The sequence below is a fragment of the Streptomyces stelliscabiei genome, from assembly GCF_014873495.1.
GTDB lineage: Bacteria > Actinomycetota > Actinomycetes > Streptomycetales > Streptomycetaceae > Streptomyces > Streptomyces bottropensis.
In genome coordinates this window covers 994,964-1,014,213 of the sequence record NZ_JADBGF010000001.1, presented here as the reverse complement: position 1 = coordinate 1,014,213, position 19,250 = coordinate 994,964, and the positions used below count along the sequence as shown (strand labels likewise).

Sequence of the window (19,250 nt, the reverse complement as noted above, 5' to 3'; positions counted from 1 at the left end):
TCGTGTCAGCCGTCCATCGACTCGGCCAGGCTCCGCGGCCGCATGTCGGTCCAGTGGGCCTCGACGTGGTCCAGGCAGGACTGCCGCGAATCGGGTCCGTGCACCACCCGCCAGCCGGCCGGCACCTCCACGAAGTCCGGCCACAGGCTGTGCTGGTTCTCGTCGTTGACCAGCACCAGGTAGGTGCCCTCGGGGTCCTCGAACGGGTTGCTCATCGCATTCCTCTTTCTCGCTTCGCCTGCTTGCTCACTTCGGGTTCCGCTCCGCCCACGCGACGAGCCCCCTCAGGGCCCGGAACCAGGTCTCGGCGAGATCCTGGACCGTGTCGCGCGGCAGCAGTCCTTCCAGGTACGACCAGTGCGCGGCCAGCACCGGCCCCTCCGCCCGGTCCTCGGTCACCACGTTGATCTCCAGCGCGTGCCCCTCCCGCATCGAGTCCTCCGACCCGATGTCCGCCGCGTCCTCCTCCGGCGCGTACGACCAGTCCGTCTCCTCCGGGATGCCGAACCGGCCCAGGTAGTTGAACTCCACGCGCGGCGGCTCGTGGGCCGCCAGCACCTCACGGGTACGGGGGTTGAGGTGCCGGAGCAGCCCGTACCCGACGCCGTTGGCGGGCAGCGCCGCCAGATGCTCGCGCACCCGGCGTACGGCCTCCTCGGCGGCCGGACCGCCGGCGAAGGCGTCGGCGGGGTCGGCCGGGCCCGCGTCGAGGCGGACCGGGTAGACGCTGGTGAACCAGCCGACCGTACGGGAGAGGTCGACGCCGTCGCCGCCCAGCTCCTCCTCGCGGCCGTGGCCTTCGAGGTCGACCAGCACCGAGGTGTCCGTGCCGCCGTCGCGCCGCCGCAGGTCGGCGAAGGCGAGGGCGAGTCCGGCGAGCAGCACGTCGTTGACGGCGGCGCCGAAAGCGGCGGGCACGGCCGACAGCAGCGGTCCGGTGTGCTCGGCGGGCAGCCGGAGCACGACCTCGCGCTGGGTGGCGGTGGTGTCGCGGTCGGGATCGCGCTCCCGGATGAGCGGCAGGGACTCCGCGCCGCCGTCGAGGATCGCCTCCCACACGGGCAGTTCGGCCTCCCGCTCCGGTGCCTGGGCGAGGTCGGTGAGCAGCCGGGACCAGCGGGCGAACGACGTCTCGACGGGCAGCAGGCCGACGGGCCGGCCGGCCGAGACGTCCCGCCAGGCCGCTTCGAGGTCGGGCAGCAGCACCCGCCAGGAGACCCCGTCCACGACGAGGTGATGGCCCATCAGCAGCAGCCGGCCGGGCGCGTCGCCCGCGTCGAACCACACGGCCCTGACCATGATCCCGGCATCCGGGTCGAGCGACGCCCGTGCCGCGGTGGTGTGCCGCCGTACGGTCTCGCCCAGCGCGGCGGCGTCCAGACCGGACACGTCGACCCGGTCGATCCAGCCGGTCGCGTCGACCGCGCCGACGGGCGGCACGTGCAGGGACCAGTTCTCGGTGTCCTCGCGGGAGGGCCGGACCAGGGCGGCGCGGAGCAGGTCGTGGCGGTCGGCGAGCGCCTGGAGCACGGTCGTCAGACCGGGCAGGTCCAGCTCCGCCGGGGTGCGGACCAGGGCCGCCTGGTGGTAGGCGGCGAAGGGACCGCCCAGTTCGCGCAGCCAGTGCATGACCGGGGTGAGCGGCACGCTGCCGGTGCCGTCGTCCGCCGGGCGCGGCGCGCCGACCTCGGCCGCCTCCGCGACGGTGCCGAGCGCGGCCACCGTGCGGTGCCGGAACACCAGCCTCGGGCTGATCCGCAGACCGGCCGCGCGGGCCCGGCCCACGAGCTGCATGGCGACGATGCTGTCACCGCCCAGGGCGAAGAAGTCGTCGTCCACACCGACCTGTTCGAGCCCCAGTACCTCCGCGACGACCGTGCACAGCAGCTCCTCCACGGGGGTCGCGGGCGCCCGTCCGGAGGACAGGGCGGAGAAGTCGGGCGCGGGCAGCGCGGACCGGTCCAGCTTGCCGTTGGCCAGCTGGGGGAACCGCTCCAGGGCGACGACGGCCGCCGGGACCATGTGGTCCGGGAGCCGGCCGCCGACATGGGAGCGCAGCCGTGCCGGGTCGGGCGCGGTGTCCGGGGCGGGTACGACGTAGGCCACGAGCAGCTTGCGTGGGCCGTCCTGGTGGACGGTCACCAGGGCCTGCCCGACCTCCGGGTGGGAGGTGAGGGCCGCCTCGATCTCGGCGGGCTCGATGCGGAACCCGCGGATCTTGACCTGGTCGTCGGCGCGGCCCAGGTAGTCGATCCGGCCGTCGGCGGTCCAGCGGGCCAGGTCGCCCGTGCGGTACAGCCGGGATCCGGCGGGACCGAAGGGGTCGGCGACGAACCGCTCGGCCGTCAGGGCGGGGCCGCCCAGGTAGCCGCGGGCGAGACCGCCGCCCGCGAGGTACAGCTCGCCGGGAACGCCGGGTGGCAGCGGCTGCAGACGGTCGTCGAGGACGTACGCCCGGGTGCCGGCCACCGGCCGTCCCACGAGCGGGCGTTCGCTGTCGCGGACGCGTCCCACGAGGGCGTCCACGGTCGACTCGGTCGGCCCGTACAGGTTGAACGCCTCGGTGCCGGGCAGTTCGGACAGCCGCTTCCACAGGGCGACGGGGACGGCCTCGCCGCCCACGCCGACCACCGCGAGCGGGCAGTCGCCGCCCCGCAGCAGACCGCTGTCGGCCATCTGCGTGAAGAACGACGGCGTGACCTCCAGGAAGTCGAAGCGGTGCCGGAGCACGGCCTCGGTGACCAGTTCGGGGTCGCGGCGGACCTCTTCGGACAGCACATGGACGCAGTGCCCGTCCAGCAGCCACAACTGCGGCTGCCAGGAGGCGTCGAAGAAGAACGACCAGGCGTGGCCGACCCGCAGATGGCGCCGCCCGGCCGCCTCGACCGCGGGCGCGTAGAGCGTCTCGCGGTGGCTGTGGAACAGGGTGCCGAGGGTCTCGTGGGTGATCACCACGCCCTTGGGGCGGCCGGTGGAGCCCGAGGTGTAGATGACGTACGCCGGGTGCCGGGGCGTCAGCGGGGCGGCGCGGTCGGCGTCGGTGAGGTCGGCGGGGTCCTGGGCCGCGAGGCGGTCCCGGGTGCCGGGGTCGTCCAGCAGCAGGGGCGTCGTGCCGGGCGGCAGCGTGGCCGCCAGGGCGCGGGTGGTCAGGGTGAGGACCGGTCCGGCGTCGGCGAGGACGTCGGCGGTGCGCTCGACCGGGGCGTCCGGGTCGAGCGGCAGATAGCCGGCGCCCGCCTTGTGGACCGCGAGGACGGCCGTGAGGAAGTGCGCGGTGCGGGGCAGCGCGAGCGCCACGAACCGCTCGGGGCCGGCGCCCGCCTCCACCAGCAGCCGGGCCAACCGGTTGGCGTCCGCGTTGAGTTCGGCGAACGTCAGCTCCACCCCGTCGGACGCGGCGGCGGGCAGGTCGCCGTGGAGGCGCGCCCGCTCCTCGAACAGGGCGGGCACCGTGGTCGGCGCGCCGGCCGCGGGCCTGCTGTGCCAGCCGCCGACCAGGCGGGCCCGCTCGTCCGCGCCGAGGATGTCGACGCTCGCGAGTGCCGTGTCCGGGTCGGCGGTCACGGCCCGCAGGACGCGCAGCAGCCGGTCCGCGAACGACTGGGCGGTGGCGTGGTCGAACAGGTCGGCGCTGTACTCCAGCACACCGTCCACCCCGGTGCCGTCGCCGCGTTCGACGAAGTCGAAGGACAGGTCGAACTTGGCGGTCGTCTGCGCCACGTCGTCCCGGCGGGTGTCCAGCCCGGGCAGTCCGGTGTCGTCGCCGCCCGACGCCAGGTACACGACCATCACCTGGAACAGCGGGTGACGGGCGAGCGACCGGGCCGGGTTGACCACCTCCACCAGCCGCTCGAAGGGCACGTCCTGGTGGTCGAACGCGGCCAGGTCGGCCTCCCTGACCCGGCCGAGCAGCTCCCGGAACGTCGGATCGCCGGAGGTGTCGGTGCGCAGCACCAGCGTGTTGAGGAAGAACCCGACCAGGTCGTCCAGCCCGGCGTCCGTGCGCCCGGAGATCGGACTGCCGATCGGGATGTCGTGCCCCGCCCCGAGCCGCGACAGCAGGGTGGCCACGGCCGCCTGCAGCACCATGAACACGCTGGCCCCGTTGTCGCGGGCCAACGCGTGCAGGGCGGCGGTGAGTTCGGCGTCCAGCCACAGGCCGGCGGAGCCACCGCGGTAGGTCGCCTCCAGCGGGCGGGCCCGGTCCACGGGCAGCGCCAGCTCCTCGGGCAGCCCGGCCAGTGCCTGCTTCCAGTGGGCGAGCTGGCGGGCGGCGAGGCTGTCCTCGTCCCTCTCGTCGCCCAGGACCTCCCGCTGCCACAGCGTGTAGTCGGCGTACTGCACGGGCAGCGGCTCCCACGCAGGGGAGTGTCCGGCCGTACGGGCGGCGTAGGCGAGTGCGAGGTCCCGGTGGAGCGGGCCCTCCGACCACTCGTCCCCGGCGATGTGGTGCAGCAACAGCAGAACGGTCCAGTCCTCGTCGCCGGTACGGAACACCTGCACGCGCAGAGGGAGTTCACGGTCCAGCGCGAAGCCGTACGCACCGGCCTCCGCGAGCAGGTCCGGCAACAGCTCGTCGTCGGTGTCGACGACCTCGAACGGGACGCGGACCTGCTCGGGCGTCAGCACCAGCTGGTGGGCCCGGCCCTCGTCGTCGGGGAAGACCGTGCGCAGCGTCTCGTGCCGGACGACCACGTCGTGCACGGCGGCCCGCAGCGCCGCCACGTCCAGCGCGCCCGTCAGCCGCCAGGCCGAGGGGATGTTGTACGTCGCGCTGGGGCCCTCCACCTGGTACAGCACCCACAGGCGCTGCTGGGCGGAGGACAGCGGCAGCCGCTCGGGACGCGTCCGGGCCGTCAGGGCCGGACGGGTGGTGCCCGTGGCGTCGGCGGTGCCGGCGAGGTGCCGGGCGAGCCGGGCCGGAGTCGGCGCGTCGAAGACCGTGCGCAGCGACACCTCGGCGCCGAGCACCGTCCGGACGCGCGCGGTCAGGCGCATCGCGAGCAGCGAGTGGCCGCCGAGCGCGAAGAAGTCGTCGTCGACGCCCACCTCGGGCACGTCCAGGACGGCGGCGAACGCCTCGCACAGCAGGTCCTCGCGCGGGGTGCGGGGCCTGCGGCCGGAGCTGGGCGCGGTGAGGTCGGGCGCGGGGAGCGCCTTCTCGTCGAGCTTGCCCGCGACCGTGCGCGGCAGGGCCGCGACCGTGACGAAGGCGGACGGCACCATGTGCGCGGGCAGGGACCCGGCCGTGTGGCCGCGCAGCTCCGCCGGGTCGGGGACGCGCCCGGCGCCCGGGAGGACGTAGGCGACGAGCCTGCGCACGCCCGGGGTGTCCTCGCGGACCACCACGGCGGCCGTGGCCACGTCGGGGTGGTCGGCGAGCAGCGCCTCGATCTCCCCGAGTTCGATGCGGAAACCGCGCAGCTTGACCTGTCCGTCGGCGCGGCCCAGGAATTCCAGGGAGCCGTCGCGGCGGCGTCGTACGAGGTCGCCCGTGCGGTACATCCGGGTGCCGGGCGCGCCGAACGGGTCCGCCGTGAACCGCTCGGCGGTCAGCCCCGGCCGGTTGAGGTAACCCCGCGCCAGGCCCTCGCCGGCGAGGTAGAGCTCACCGGTGACCCCCACGGGGACGGGCCGCAGCAGCTCGTCCAGGACGTGGGCACGGATGTTGTCCAGGGGCGCGGCCCAGCGGCCGGTGGCGTCGCCGTGCCAGCCGTAGGCGTCGACCGCGCTCTCGGTGGGCCCGTACAGGTCGTGGACCTGGGTGCCGGGCAGGGCGCACAGGCGCTCCCAGAGCGGGGCCGGGGTCGCCTCGCCGCCCACGGCGATCACACCGGGCAGGTGGGCGCCGGGCTCCAGGAAGCCGTGGTGGATCAGCTCGCGCAGGTAGGTCGGGGTGACGTCGAGGAAGTCGATGTCCTCCCGGCCGAGGTAGGTGAGCAGCGCGGCCGGGTCGGCCATCACGGCCTCGTCGGTGACGTGCAGTTCGTGGCCGCCGAGCAGCCAGATCAGCGGCTCCCAGGAACCGTCGAAGCTGAACGAGGCCGCGTGCACGGCCCGCAGCCGGTCGCGGCCGAGGGACCGCTCGGCGGGCCGGATCAGGTCGTCGCGGTGGGCGGCGAAGAAGTTGCTCAGGCCGCGGTGGGTGCCGACGACGCCCTTGGGAGCACCGGTGGAACCGGAGGTGAAGATGAGATAGGCGGAGCCGGCGGGGGCGGGCGGCAGGGCCGCCGACGCCTCCTCCACGTCCGGGAGCCGGTCGTCGATCAGGACGACCGGACACCCCTGCGGCAGCTTCGCCGCCAGCTCCGCCGTGGTGAGCACGCACAGCGGGGCCGCGTCGCGGAGCATGAACTCCAGCCGGTCGGCGGGATATTCGGGGTCGAGCGGCAGATAGGCGGCGCCGGACTTCAGGACGCCGAGGAGCGCCGGGACCATCAGGTGCCGGGGCAGGGCGAGTCCGACCACGCGCTCGGCGGCGGCGCCCCGGCGCAGCAGCAGCCGGGCGACCGCGTCCACCCGCTCGCCCAGCTCCCGGAAGGTGAGCCGGGACGCCCCCGTGACGAGGGCGGGCGCGTCGGGCCGGGCGCGGACGACGTCGTCGAGGATCTCCGGGACGGACCGGGTCTCCAGGGGGCGGGCGGTGTCGTTCCAGACGGCCGCGACGGCCGTCTCCTCCGCGTCGGTGAGGACGTCGAGGGAGCGCAGCGGCCGGGACGGCTCCGCGACGACCCGCTCCAGCAGCCGCAGCAGCCGCTCGGCGAGCCCGGCGGCGGTCTCCTCGTCGGTGAGGTCGGTGGCGTACTCCAGCAGCAGGGCCATGTCCTGGCCGGGGCCGTGGTCGACGAAGGTGAAGTCCAGGTCGAACTTCGCCATGCCGTTGTCCATGTCGAACCACTCGGTGGGCAGCCCGAAGAGGTCCGGGTCGCCGTCGGGCCGGTGGTGGTAGCCGAGCATGACCTGGAAGAGCGGGTTGCGGTCGGCGGTCCGGACCGGGTTGACGGCCTCGACGACCCGGTCGAACGGCACGTCCTGGTGCTCGAACGCGGCCAGGGCCGCCTCCCGCACCCGGCCGAGGAGCCCCTCGAAGGAGGGGGTGCCGGACAGATCGGTGCGCAGCACCAGCGTGTTGACGAAGAAGCCCACCAGATCGTCCACCGCGCTGTCGGTGCGGCCCGCGATGGGCGCGCCGAGCGGGATGTCGTCCCCGGCGCCCAGCCGGTGCAGCAGCGCCGCCGTGGCGGCCTGGAACAGCATGAACATACTGACCTGGTGGGTGCCGGCGAGGTCGCGCAGCGCGTCCCCGGTGGAGCCCGGGAGCGTGGCGCGGACCACGGCCCCGCGCCCGGTGGCGCGGGCCGCCCCCGGCCGGTCCAGGGGCAGCGGGACCTCCTCCGGGAGCCCGCTCAGAGCCTGCTTCCAGTAGGCGAGTTGTCCCTCCTCCACCTCGGCGAGCAGCCGCTCCTGCCAGAGGGTGTAGTCGGCGTACTGCACCGGCAGCGCAGCCCACTCGGGCGCCCCGCCCGCGGCGCGGGCCGCATAGGCGCGGTGCAGGTCGGCGAGGAAGGGGCGGTCGGACCACTCGTCGGTGGTGATGTGGTGCAGGACGACGGCCACCACGTGGTCGTCGTCGGCCAGCCGCAGCACCCCGGCCCGCGCCGGGAGGTCGCGGCCCAGGTCGAACGGGCGGCGCTGGGCGTCCTCGATCCACCCCGCGAGCCCCGCCTCGGTGCCTTCGGAGAACAGGAACGCGGGCTCGGCCTCACCGGGCGCCGCGATCCACTGGTACGGCTCACCGTCCGCCTCCACGAACCGTGTCCGCAGGGCTTCGTGGCGGTCCGTCACATCGCGCAGGGCGGCGCGCAGCGCGTCGAGGTCAAGGGCGCCGCGAAGCCGGAACACCAGCGGGAAGTTGTACGCGACACCGTCGCCGGTGATCCGCTCCACGAGCCACAGCCGGCGCTGGGCGGCCGACAGCGGGATACGGGCGGGTCGTTCGGCGGCGGGCTCCAGCACGGGCCGGGCCGGCTGCCCGGTGGCCGCGCGCAGCGCCAGCGTCTCCGGGGTGGGTGCCTCGAACAGGTCGCGGATGGCCAGTTCGGCGCCCAGCTCGGTGCGGGCGCGGCTGATCAGCCGGGTCGCGAGCAGCGAATGACCGCCCAGGTCGAAGAAGTTGTCCTCGGCGCCGGTGCGGGGCAGGCCCAACACCTCGGCGAAGAGGCGGCACAGCACCTCCTCGACGGGGGTGCGCGGGCCGCGCCCGGCCGACAGGGCGACCGCGGGCTCGGCGTCCGGCAGGGCGCGGACGTCGAGCTTGCCGTTGTCGTTCATCGGCAGTCCGGGCAGGACCACGAAGGCGGCGGGCACCATGTAGCCGGGCAGCCGCTGGCCGAGGTCGTCGCGGAGCCGCCTGACGAGCGCGGTGTGACCGCGCCCGGCGGCCGGGGTGTTGGCGTACGGGGCGTCGTCGCCCCGGTCGGCGCGCGGCCGGTACAGGCCCGCCGTGCGGGCGGTGCCGGCGCCGGGGTTCAGGTCGCCGGACACGAAGACGGCCTCGTAGGAGCCCGGCTCGGCCGACCAGGTGGTGAGCAGCCGGTAGCCGCGCGCCTCGGCAGTCTTCCGCAGGTCCTCCGGTTCCACGCCCGTCGCCGCGACGGCCGTCGGCCGGCCGGTGTCCAGGGCGCGCAGCCCGGCCAGGTCACCGGCCGTGCGGGCGTCCGGGACACCCCGCACCCGCAGCGGTGTCGTGCCGTCGAGGCGGGCGAGGAGCGCGTCCCGGCCGGTCCAGACGACGGCCGGGACGCCGTCCAGCGAGAGCCCGGCGTCCCCCTCGTACAGCACCACGTCGTACCGGTAGCGGGTCAGTTCGTTGTGGTGGCGGCCCGCCTTGGTGCGCAGGTCGACGCCGACGCCGAGGGTGGTGAACCAGTCCGGGTCGACGAGGAGTTCCTTCTCCAGCGCGAGGCCCCGCTCCACGGCCCGGCGCAGACTCTCCGGCTCGGTGTGCGCGTCGGCGCGGGCGGCCTGGATGCCGGCCTGGAACACCCGGGCCTGCCGCAGGTCCCGGATGTCGCCGAGGAACAGGGCGCCGCCGGGCGCGAGCAGGCCCAGCGCGCCCCGGATGACCTGGTGGAGGTGGTCCAGGCTCGGGAAGTACTGGACGACGGAGTTGATGACGACCGTGTCGAAGTAGCCGGTGGGCAGGCCGTCGGTCACCTCGGCGGGCTGGCAGCGCAGTTCGACCTTCCCGGCCAGCGCGGGGTCGCTCCGCACGCCCTCGGTGAGCTTGCGGATCACGGGCGCGGCGAAGTCGGTGGCCCAGTACGCCTCGGCGTCCGGGGCGAGCTTCGACAGCAGCAGGCCCGAGCCGACGCCGATCTCCAGGATGCGGCGGGGGCCGAGTTCGCGGATGCGCTCCACGGTGGCCTCACGCCACTCCCGCATGTGCTCCACCGGGATGGGGGAGCCGTCGTAGGAGCTGTCCCAGCCGGCGAAGTCCTCGGTGAACAGGGCGGTGCCGATCTCGGTGTACTCGGCGGAGTAGATCTCCCGCCACTCACCGATCTGCTCCCGCTCGGCCGACTCGCGTGCCTCGGCGTCCGGTTCGGCCGGGACGACATAGCCGACCAGACGCTTCGTGCCGGGGGCATGGAGGTCGTCGCGGGCGACGACGGCTGCCCGGGACACCTCGGGGTGCTGGACGAGCGCGGTCTCGATCTCACCCAGCTCCACCCGGTGGCCCCGGATCTTGACCTGGTCGTCGGTACGGCCGAGGAAGTCCAGATTGCCGTCCGGGCGGCGGCGTACGAGGTCGCCGGTGCGGTACATCCGCTCGCCCGGCCGCCCGTACGGGTCGGCCACGAACCGCTCGGCGGTCAGGCCGGGCCGATCGAGATAGCCGCGCGCCAGACCGACGCCCGCGATGTACAGCTCACCGGCCACACCGTCCGGCACCGGCCGCAGCCAGGTGTCGAGGACGCGGGCCCGGGTGGCGCGGATGGGCTTGCCGACGGTCGGGGTGGCGCTGTCCTCGGTGCCACCGCCGAGCGTGTTGATCGTGTACTCGGTCGGGCCGTACAGGTTGTAGCCGTACGTCCCCTCCGTGTCCCGCAGCGTGTTCCACACCGTCTCGGTGACGGCCTCGCCGCCGAGCAGCACCAGCGGCGGTCGGTGCCCCTCCAACAGGCCCTCCTCCAGCAGGAGATGGGCGTAGGTCGGGGTCACGTTGACGACGTCGACGCGGTGTTCCTCGCAGTAGGCCACCAGCGCGGTCGCGTCCCGCCGCAGCTCCTCGTCGCAGACGTGCACCTCGTGCCCCTCGACGAGCCACAGCAGCTCCTCCCAGGACATGTCGAACGCGAACGACACCGTGTGCGCGATGCGCAGCCGCCGTCCGCCCGCCGACGCGATCGCCGGGGCGAAGATCTCCTTCTGGTGGTTGAGCTGCATGTTCGTCAGGCCGAGGTACGGCGTGACGACGCCCTTGGGACGGCCCGTCGACCCCGAGGTGTAGATCACGTACGCCGGGTGGTCCAGGCTGAAGGACACCGACACCGGACCGGCCGGGGAGGCCGCCAGTTCGGCCGCCACCGCCGGGTCGTCGAGCAGCACGCGGGGCGTGTCGCCCGTCAGCGTCGCCGACACGCCCGCCGTGGACAGCAGGAGCAGCGGGCGGGCGTCGGCCAGCATCAGCGACAGCCGGTCGGCGGGGTGGTCCAGCTCCAGCGGCAGATACGCCGACCCCGTCCGCAGTACGGCGAACAGCGCCACCACCATGTCGATCGAGCGCGGCAGCCCGAGCCCGATCACCCGCTCGGGACCGGCGCCCCGCGCGAGCAGCAGCCGGGCCATCCGGTCGCAGCGCTCGTCGAGTTCGGCATAGGTGAGGGTCTGCGCGCCGAAGACCAGGGCGGTCTCGTCCGGGGTCCGGGCGGCCTGCGCGGCCAGCATGTCCGCCACCGTCTCGTGCGGCACGGGCTGCCGCTGCTCCGCCTCCTGGCGGGCGAGTGCGACGGCCTCGGCGGGCAGCAGGGAGTCCAGCGAGCCGACGGGCGCGTGCGGGTCGGCCACCAGACGGCCGACCAGCAGCACGAAGCGGTCCAACAGGCTCTGCGCGTAGGCGCCGTCCAGCAGGTCGGGCCGGTAGGCGAGGGTGGCCCGCACGCGGTCGCCGGGCGTGACGACCAGGTTCGCCGGGTAGTGCGTGGCGTCCACGTTGGCGACGGCCGTCGCACCGTGCCGTTCGCGCAGTTCGGCCAGCCGCTCGTCGGTGTCAGAGTTGCGCAGCACGAACAGCGTGTCGAACAGCCGTCGGTGACCCGACTCGGCCTGCAGCACACCGAGGCCCAGGTGCTCGTACGGCATGACCTCCAGCCGCTCGCCCTGGACGCGGCGCAGCAGAGCGAGGACCGGCTCACGCGGGTCGAAGGCGATGCGCGCGGGCACGGTGTTGAGGAACATGCCGATCACGTTCTCGACGTCCGGCACCTCGCTGGGCCGCCCGGCGACCGTCGTACCGAACGCGATGTCGGTACGGCCCGTGGCACCGGCCAGGACCAGTCCCCAGGCCGCGTTGAGCACGGTGTTGAGGGTCAGACCGTGGGTGCGTGCGGTGTCCCGCAGCCGCTCCGCGACCGTCACGTCCAGGACCGCGTCCAACTGCTCCGGGATCACGGGCTCCCGCCCCCGGTCGTCGGCGGCCGGCACCAGCAGCGTGGGCTCCTCGAAACCGGACAGGGCCGCCCGCCACGCCCGGGTGGCCTCGGTGTCGTCCTGCCGTTCCAGCCAGGTCAGGTAGTCGCGGTAGGAGCCGGGGCGGGCCAGGCCCGCCGGGTCGCCGCCGCTCTCGTACAGCGCGAACAGCTGGTCGAGGAACAGCCAGGCCGACCAGCCGTCCCACAGGATCAGATGACGGCCGACGACCAGCCGGTCGCCGCGCTCCTCGCCGAGCCGTACCAGCAGCATCCGGAAGAGCAGGGGGCGGGTGAGGTCGAAGCGCCGGGCGCGTGAGTCGTCCAGCAACTCCCGCATCCTGCGGTCCTGTTCGGCGGCCGGGAGCCCGGCGAGGTCCACCTCGGTCAGCGGGACGGCGGCGTCCCGCACGATGAACTGCACCGGCTGGCGCAGCCCTTCGCTGGTGAACCCGGCCCGCAGGCTGGGGTTGCGGGCCAGCAGGGTGCGCACGGCCGCCGACAGCCGCTCGGCGTCCACGCGGTCGGCGAAGTCGAAGGACTCGTGGACCGTGTAGACGTCCAGGGAGCTGTCGTCGAAGTTCGAGTGGAAGAACAGGCCCTCCTGGAGCGGGGCGAGGGGCCACACGTCCTCGACGCGGCCCGGCGCGAGCCGCTCGACGCGCTCCCGCTCCTCCTCGGTCAGCGCGAACGCGGACGCCGAAGGGGTGCCGTCCGCGGTCGTCTCGTCGAGGGCGGCCGTCGCCGCGAGCGCCGCCGGGGTGCGGTGCTCGAACACCTCGCGCGGGCCGATCACCAGCCCCGCGCGGCGGGCCCGGCTGGACACGGCGATCGAGCTGATGCTGTCGCCGCCCAGCAGGAAGAAGTCGTCGTCGACACCGACCTCGGAGAGCTTCAGCACGGCCGCGAAGATCTCGACGAGTACCTGCTCCCGGGGGGTGCCCGGGGCGCGGGTGACGGTACCGCGTACGGCCTGCGGGGCGGGCAGCGCGGCTCGGTCCAGCTTGCCGCTCGGGGTGAGCGGCAGCGTGTCGAGGAGCACCCAGGCACCCGGAACCATGGGGGCAGGGAGCGCGTCGGCCAGGGCCTCGCGGAGGCCGCTCGCGTCGGTGGTGCCTCCGGCCGGGACGACGTAGGCGACCAGCGCGTCCTCGCGTACCGTCACGGCGGCCTGCGCGACCTCCGGCAGCCGGACGAGGGCCGCCTCGATCTCGCCGAGTTCGATCCGGTTGCCGCGCAGCTTGACCTGCCGGTCCGTGCGGCCCAGGTACTCGATCACCCCGTCCGCGCGCCGCCGGACCAGGTCACCGGTGCGGTACATCCGGCTGCCGGGCGGCCCGTACGGGTCGGCGGTGAAGCGCTCTGCGGTCAGCGCCGGGCGGGCGTGGTACCCACGGGCGAGCTGGACGCCGGTCAGGTACAGCTCACCCGGGACGCCGTCGGGGACGGGCCGCAGACAGGCGTCCAGGACCCGCAGGCCGGTGTTCCACACGGGGCGCCCGATGGGCACCGCGGCGCCCCGGTCCTGGTCGGGGGCGTACGGGTGGTACGTGACGTCGACGGCCGCCTCGGTCGGCCCGTACAGGTTGTGCAGCGGTACGCCGGTGAGCGCGTGCCAGCGGCTCGCGGCGGCGACCGGCAGCGCCTCGCCGCTGCTCAGCACGCGGCGCAGCGACGCGGACCAGGTGGGGTCGGCGGTGACCTCGTCGTGCCGGAGAAAGGCCTCCAGCATCGACGGCACGAAGTGCAGGGTCGTCACGGCCTGTTCGCGGACGAGTCCCGCCAGGTAGGCGGGGTCGCGGTGGCCGTCCGGGCGGGCGAGCACCACGGTCGCGCCCGCGAGGAGCGGCCAGAAGAACTCCCACACGGACACGTCGAAGCTGGACGGTGTCTTCTGCAGCACCCGGTCGTCCGCACCGAGCCCGTACGCGCCCTGCGTCCAGGCGAGCCGGTTCACGACGGCGCGGTGGGTGACGACGACGCCCTTGGGCAGGCCGGTCGAGCCGGAGGTGTAGATGAGGTAGGCGGGGTCGTCGGGGCGTGCGGGGACCGGGGGCCGCCCGGCGGGCGGTTCGTGGTCGTGGGCGTCGAGCAGCAGCGCGGCAGGAGCCCGCTCGGGCAGCCGGCCGGCCGTGGCCGACAGCGTGATGACGGTCGTGGCGCCCGAGTCGGTGAGCATGTGGGTCACCCGGTCCGCCGGATAGTCCAGGTCCACCGGCAGATAGGCGGCGCCCGACTTCAGCACGCCCAGCAGCGCCACCATCAGCTCCGCCGAACGCGGCACGGCGACCGCCACGAAGGTGCCCGGCCGGGCGCCCCGGCCGCGCAGCCGTACGGCCAACTCCTCTGCTCGGGCGTCGAGTTCCGCGTAGCTCAGCCGCTCGCCCTCGAAGACGACGGCCGTCGCGTCGGGCGTCCGGGCGACCTGCGCGGCGAAGCCCTCCGCCAGGGTGTGTTCCGCGACGAGGCGCTCCTCGCCGGCGGGGTGGGCGCGCAGGGCCTCGTCGGGGGAGAGGAGTTCGACGGAGGCGGCCGCGCGGTCCGGTGCCTCGGCGATGGCCTCCAGGACACGGGCCAGACGGTCGCCCAGCGCGCGCACGGCGTCGCCGTCGAGGCGCTCCGCGTGGTGCTTGAGCCGCAGGTCGAGCCGTCGGCCGGGCTTCACGACGAGGGCGAGGGGGTAGTGCACGGCGTCGTGGAAGGCGTCGCCGGTGATGCGCACGGTGCCCGAGGCGTCCCGGAGGTCGGTCTCGGCGGGGTAGTTCTCGAACACCACCAGGGTGTCGAAGAGTTCCCCGGAGCCCGCGTGCCCGGTGAGCCGCTGGATCTCGGCGAGACCGAGATGCTGGTGGTCCAGCAGCCGGGCCTGCTCCTCCTGGAGCCGGACGAGCAGCGCCCCGAGGGATTCGCGGGAGGTCCAACGGAAGCGGGTCGGCAGGGTGTTGATGAACAGACCCACCATGGAGGCGATGCCCTCGACCTCGCCGTCGCGCCCGGAGACCGTGGTGCCGAACACGACGTCGTCGCGGCCGGTCAGCCTGCCGAGCAGCAGACCCCAGGCGCCCTGGACGACCGTGCCGAGGGTGACCCCGTGCTCCCGGGCTCGCTCGGCGAGCCGCGCGGTGGTCCGCTCGGACAGCTCCACCCGGACGTGCTCCGGTCGCACGGGAGCCGTGTCGGCCGGGGTGTCGACCAGCCGCGTCGGCTCCTCCAGCCCGGCGAGCGCGTCGAGCCAGGCGTCACGGGCCGCGTCGCGGTCCTGCGCGGCGAGGCGGCGCAGGAAGCCCCGGTAGGGGGCGACGTCGGGAAGCGGGGGAGCGTCGGTGCCGTAGAACGCCATCAGTTCGCGGTGCAGCACCGGCAACGACCAGCCGTCGGCCACGATGTGATGGAACGTCAGTACGAGGCGGCTTCGTTCGTCGCCGAGGCGGACCAGGGCGCAGCGCAGCAGGGGCGGCGCGGCCAGGTCGAAGCCCCGGGCCCGCTCGTCGGCGGCCACCGCGTCGCCGAGCGCCTCGCGGACCCCACCGTCCTGCGCCGACAGGTCGACCTCCCGCCACGGAAGCTCGGCGCTTCGCGTGATGATCTGCACCGGGGTGCCGTCCGGGAGCTGCCGGAACGCGGCCCGCAGCGGCGCGTGCCGGTCGAGCAGGCTCTGCGCGGCCCGGCGCAGCACCGTGCCGTCGACGGGCCCGGCGAGGTCCAGGACCTGCTGGACGACATACGTGTCCCCGTCGGCGCCGCCGGTCAGGGAGTGGAAGAAGAAACCCTGCTGGAGCGGGGTGAGCGGCAGCAGTTCCTCGACCGGCAGCGGGCGCGTGCCCTGGATCTCGGCGAGTTCGGTGTCGTCGACCCGCACGAGCGGTGCGTCGGCGGTGTGTTCGGTGACCCGCTCGACGGCGGCCTCGGCCAGCGCCTCGACCGTGCGGTGCCGGAACACGTCACGGGTGGTGAGTCTGAGGCCCGACTCCCGTGCGCGGATGAGGAGTTGGATGGCGCTGATGCTGTCGCCACCGAGCGCGAGGAAGTCGTCCTCGGCCGTCACGGCGTCCAGCCCGAGCACCTCCGCGTACAGCGAGCACAGCAGCTTCTCGCGGGGGGTGCGCGGGGCGCGGCCGGCGCTCATGGCGGCGTGGTCCGGGGCCGGCAGCGCCCTCGCGTCGATCTTGCCGCTGGGGGTGACCGGCAGGGTGTGCAGCGGGACGAACGCCGAGGGGACCATGTAGTCGGGCAGCCACTCGGCGGCGTGACCGCGCAGGGTCCGCATCAGGGCGGCGACGTCACGGAAGGGCGCGGGCCGGTTGGCGTGCGGATGCGCGCCGGCCGTCCGGTACAGCGGCCCGAAGGGCCCGTCGAGGACGAACACGGCGTCGAACGCCCCGTCGTCGGCGTTGCCGTTCCAGGTGAGCGCGGCCCGGTAGCCGTGCTCCGCCGCCAGCGCGTGCACGTCCTCCGGGTCGGCCCCCGAGGCCGCCTCCCGGCTGCTGCCGTCCAGCCGCCGCAGGTCCGCCAGGTCGTCCGCGAGGCGCGCGTTGGGCACACCGGCGAGGCGTATCCCGTCCGGCCGCCCGGCCAGCAGCTCGCCGAGTCCGGCGAGTCCGCCGACGGCCGCCCAGTCGGTCTCCGGCAGCTCCCGGGCCGCCGCCGGAGTTCCGGGACGCAGCACGACGTCGTACCGGTACCGGCTCAGTTCGTTGTGGTGCGTGGCCCGCTTGATCCGGATCTCCGCGTCGAACCCGTCGAGAGCGGCGAAGAAGTCCGGGTCGAGAAGGAGTTCGCCCTCCCAGCGCACCGACCGCTCGACGGCCGTCCGCAGCGCGCTCTTGTCCTCGTCCTCACCCTCGGCGCCGGTCGCCCGCCGGGTCTCCACGGCCGCGCGCAGGGTACGCAGCAGCCGCAGGTTGCGGACGTCACCGACGAAGATCCGGCCGCCGGGGGCCAGCAGGCCCGCCACCTGGCGCAGTACGTCGGCGAGATAGTCCCCGCCGGGGAAGTACTGGGCGACGGAGTTGATGACGACCGTGTCGAAGTACCCGGTGGGAAGACCGGTGGTGTCGTGGGCGGGCTGGGTCCGCAGCTCGACCTTCGCGGCCAGTTCCGGATCGGTGTCGACCTGGGCGCGCAGGGCCGCGACGGCCCGCGCCGAGAGGTCGGTGCCCCAGTACGCCTCGCAGTCGGGCGCGATCCGGGACAGGATCAGGCCGCTGCCGACGCCGATCTCCAGCACCCGCCCGGCCGGGCCGAGTCCGCGGATGCGCTCGACGGTCGCCGCCCGCCACTCCCGCATCTCCTCGACGGGGATCGGCGTGCCGTCGTACATGCTGTTCCAGCCGGCGTAGTTCTCCCGCAGAGCGGAACCGGCGGGGTCCGTGCCGGGACCGTCCGCCGGTGCCGCGTCCCGCACGTCGCCCGCGTCCTCGGAACCAGCCGCCCCGTACAGGAGTTCGTGCAGTTCCTTCCACTCCTCGACCCGCGTGTCCGGGTCCGCGTCGCGCGGCGCGTCGAGGGCGGGGACGACATAGGCGGCCAGGCGGCGGTCGCCGGGCCGGTCCTCGCGGACGACCACCGTGACCTGGTCGACGGCCGGGTGGCCGCGCAGCACCGACTCGATCTCGCCCGGCTCGATCCGGAACCCGCGGATCTTCACCTGGGCGTCGGCCCGCCCGAGGAACTCCAGCCGTCCGTCGGCCCGCCGGCGGACCAGGTCACCGGTGCGGTAGAGCCGCTCGCCGGGCTCCCCGAACGGGTCGGCGACGAACCGCTCGGCGGTCAGGTCCGGCCGCCCGAGATAGCCCCGGGCCAGACCCGCGCCGCCGAGGTACAGCTCGCCCGTGACGCCGGCGGGCACCGGCCGCAGGTAGGCGTCCAGGACGTACGCCCGGGTCCCCGGGTCGGGCACGCCGATGGGGACGATCGCCCCGGCCGGGATGTCCGGATCGCACAGTCCGAGCGTGGAGTTGGTGGTGGCCTCGGTCGGACCGTACGCGTTGAACATCATCCGTCCGCGCGCGAACCGCCCCACCAGCTCGGGCGAGACGCGCTCGGTGCCCGCCAGCAGCGTGGCGGTCGGCGGGAGATGGACGTCGTCGGGCAGGGCGGCGAGCAGCGCGGGCGGCAGGATCATGAAGGTGATGCCGTGCGCGTGCGCGTAGTCGGCGAGCGGGGCGCCGGGCACCCGCAGTTCCGCCGGGACGACGACGAGCCGGCCGCCGGACAGCAGGCCGAGGCACAGGTCCCAGAAGGCGACGTCGAAGCTCGGCGAGGCGAACTGCAGTACCCGGCTGTGCGGGCCGATGCCGAACCGCTCGCTCTGCGTGGCCACCAGCTTCGCCACACCGGAGTGCGCGAGGGCGACGCCCTTGGGGCGGCCGGTCGAGCCCGACGTGTAGATCACGTAGGCGGCGTTGAGGACCGTGAGCGGTCCTCCGCGGTCGGCCTCGGTGGGATCGTGGGCGGGCCGTTCGGCCAACTCGGCCGCGACGGCGGGGGAGTCCAGCTCCAGGACGGTCATGCCGTCGGCCTGGCCGGGCAGTTCCCGTGCGGTCTCCCCGGTGGTCACCATGCAGACGGGCCGCGCGTCGCCCAGCATGTACGCGATGCGGTCCGCCGGGTAGTCGTGGTCGATCGGCAGATAGGCGGCGCCCGACTTCAGGACGGCCACCTCCGCCACGATCAGCTCGGCGGAGCGCGGCAGGGCCAGGGCGACGATCCGCTCCGGGCCGGCGCCCCGCGCGAGCAGCGCGTGCGCGAGGCGGTTGGCGCGCGAGTCCAGCTCGGCGTAGGTGAGTTCCTCGTCCTCGAAGACCAGCGCCACGGCGTCCGGCCGCTGCCGCACCTGTTCGGCGAACATCGCGGGCCAGGTGTCCGCCGGCACCGTGTGCGCGGTGTCGTTCCCGTCGATGACGACCTGGCGGTACTCCTCCGGGCTCATCAGCTCCAGCCGGGCGACCGGGGTCTCCGGCCGGTCCAACGCGTCGGCGAGGAGCGTGCGGTAGTGGCCGAGGAGGCGGTCGATCGTGGTGGCGTCGAAGATGCCGGGGTGGTACACGGCCCGTACCGAGCCCTCGGCCACCTCCAGCAGCATGTCGACGGGGGCGGGCAGGTCGGTGGCGGGCCGGGCGGCCGTGGCGAAGGCCGTGTTGAAGAACAGCCCGCCACCGCGTGTGGGCCGGGGCCGCAGCTCCTCGACCAGGAGCCCGACCGGCACCCGGTGGGTCTGCGCCTCCTCGTGCGCCTGCGTCACCCGCCGCACCAGCTCGGCGAAGGAGGGTTCGTGGTCGACGGACACCCGCAGCGGGAGCCCGTCGTGGCCCACGGTCAGGTCCGTCGCCCCGGTGTAGCGGTGCAGCAGGGCGACGAAGGCGGCGAGGCGTACGGCGTCGGGGGCGTCCGGGACATCCGCGAGCACGCGCGTGTCGCGTTCGAACAGAGGCTGTGGCGGGTGAGGCCGATCGGCGGGCAGTGAGATCTCGAGCGGCAGCGATGTCAGCAGCCGCCGCCAATAGGCCAGGACTTCCTCGGTACCGCACACAGCAGTGAGCCTTCCCACCAGGTCGGGGC

General features: G+C 74.4%; 2 protein-coding genes. Both read right to left on the bottom strand.

Translation table 11 applies throughout. The features are described from left to right. Positions 1–5 precede the first annotated feature (5 nt). Positions 6–215 (bottom strand): MbtH family protein, encoded by a 210-nt coding sequence (locus tag H4687_RS04415; protein ID WP_046914601.1) that lies wholly within the window; start codon positions 213–215, stop codon positions 6–8. Positions 216–246: 31 nt separating this feature from the next. After that, positions 247–19,221, bottom strand: coding sequence for a non-ribosomal peptide synthetase (locus tag H4687_RS04410; protein WP_050398559.1), 18,975 nt, complete (start codon positions 19,219–19,221; stop codon positions 247–249). Positions 19,222–19,250: the final 29 nt, after the last annotated feature.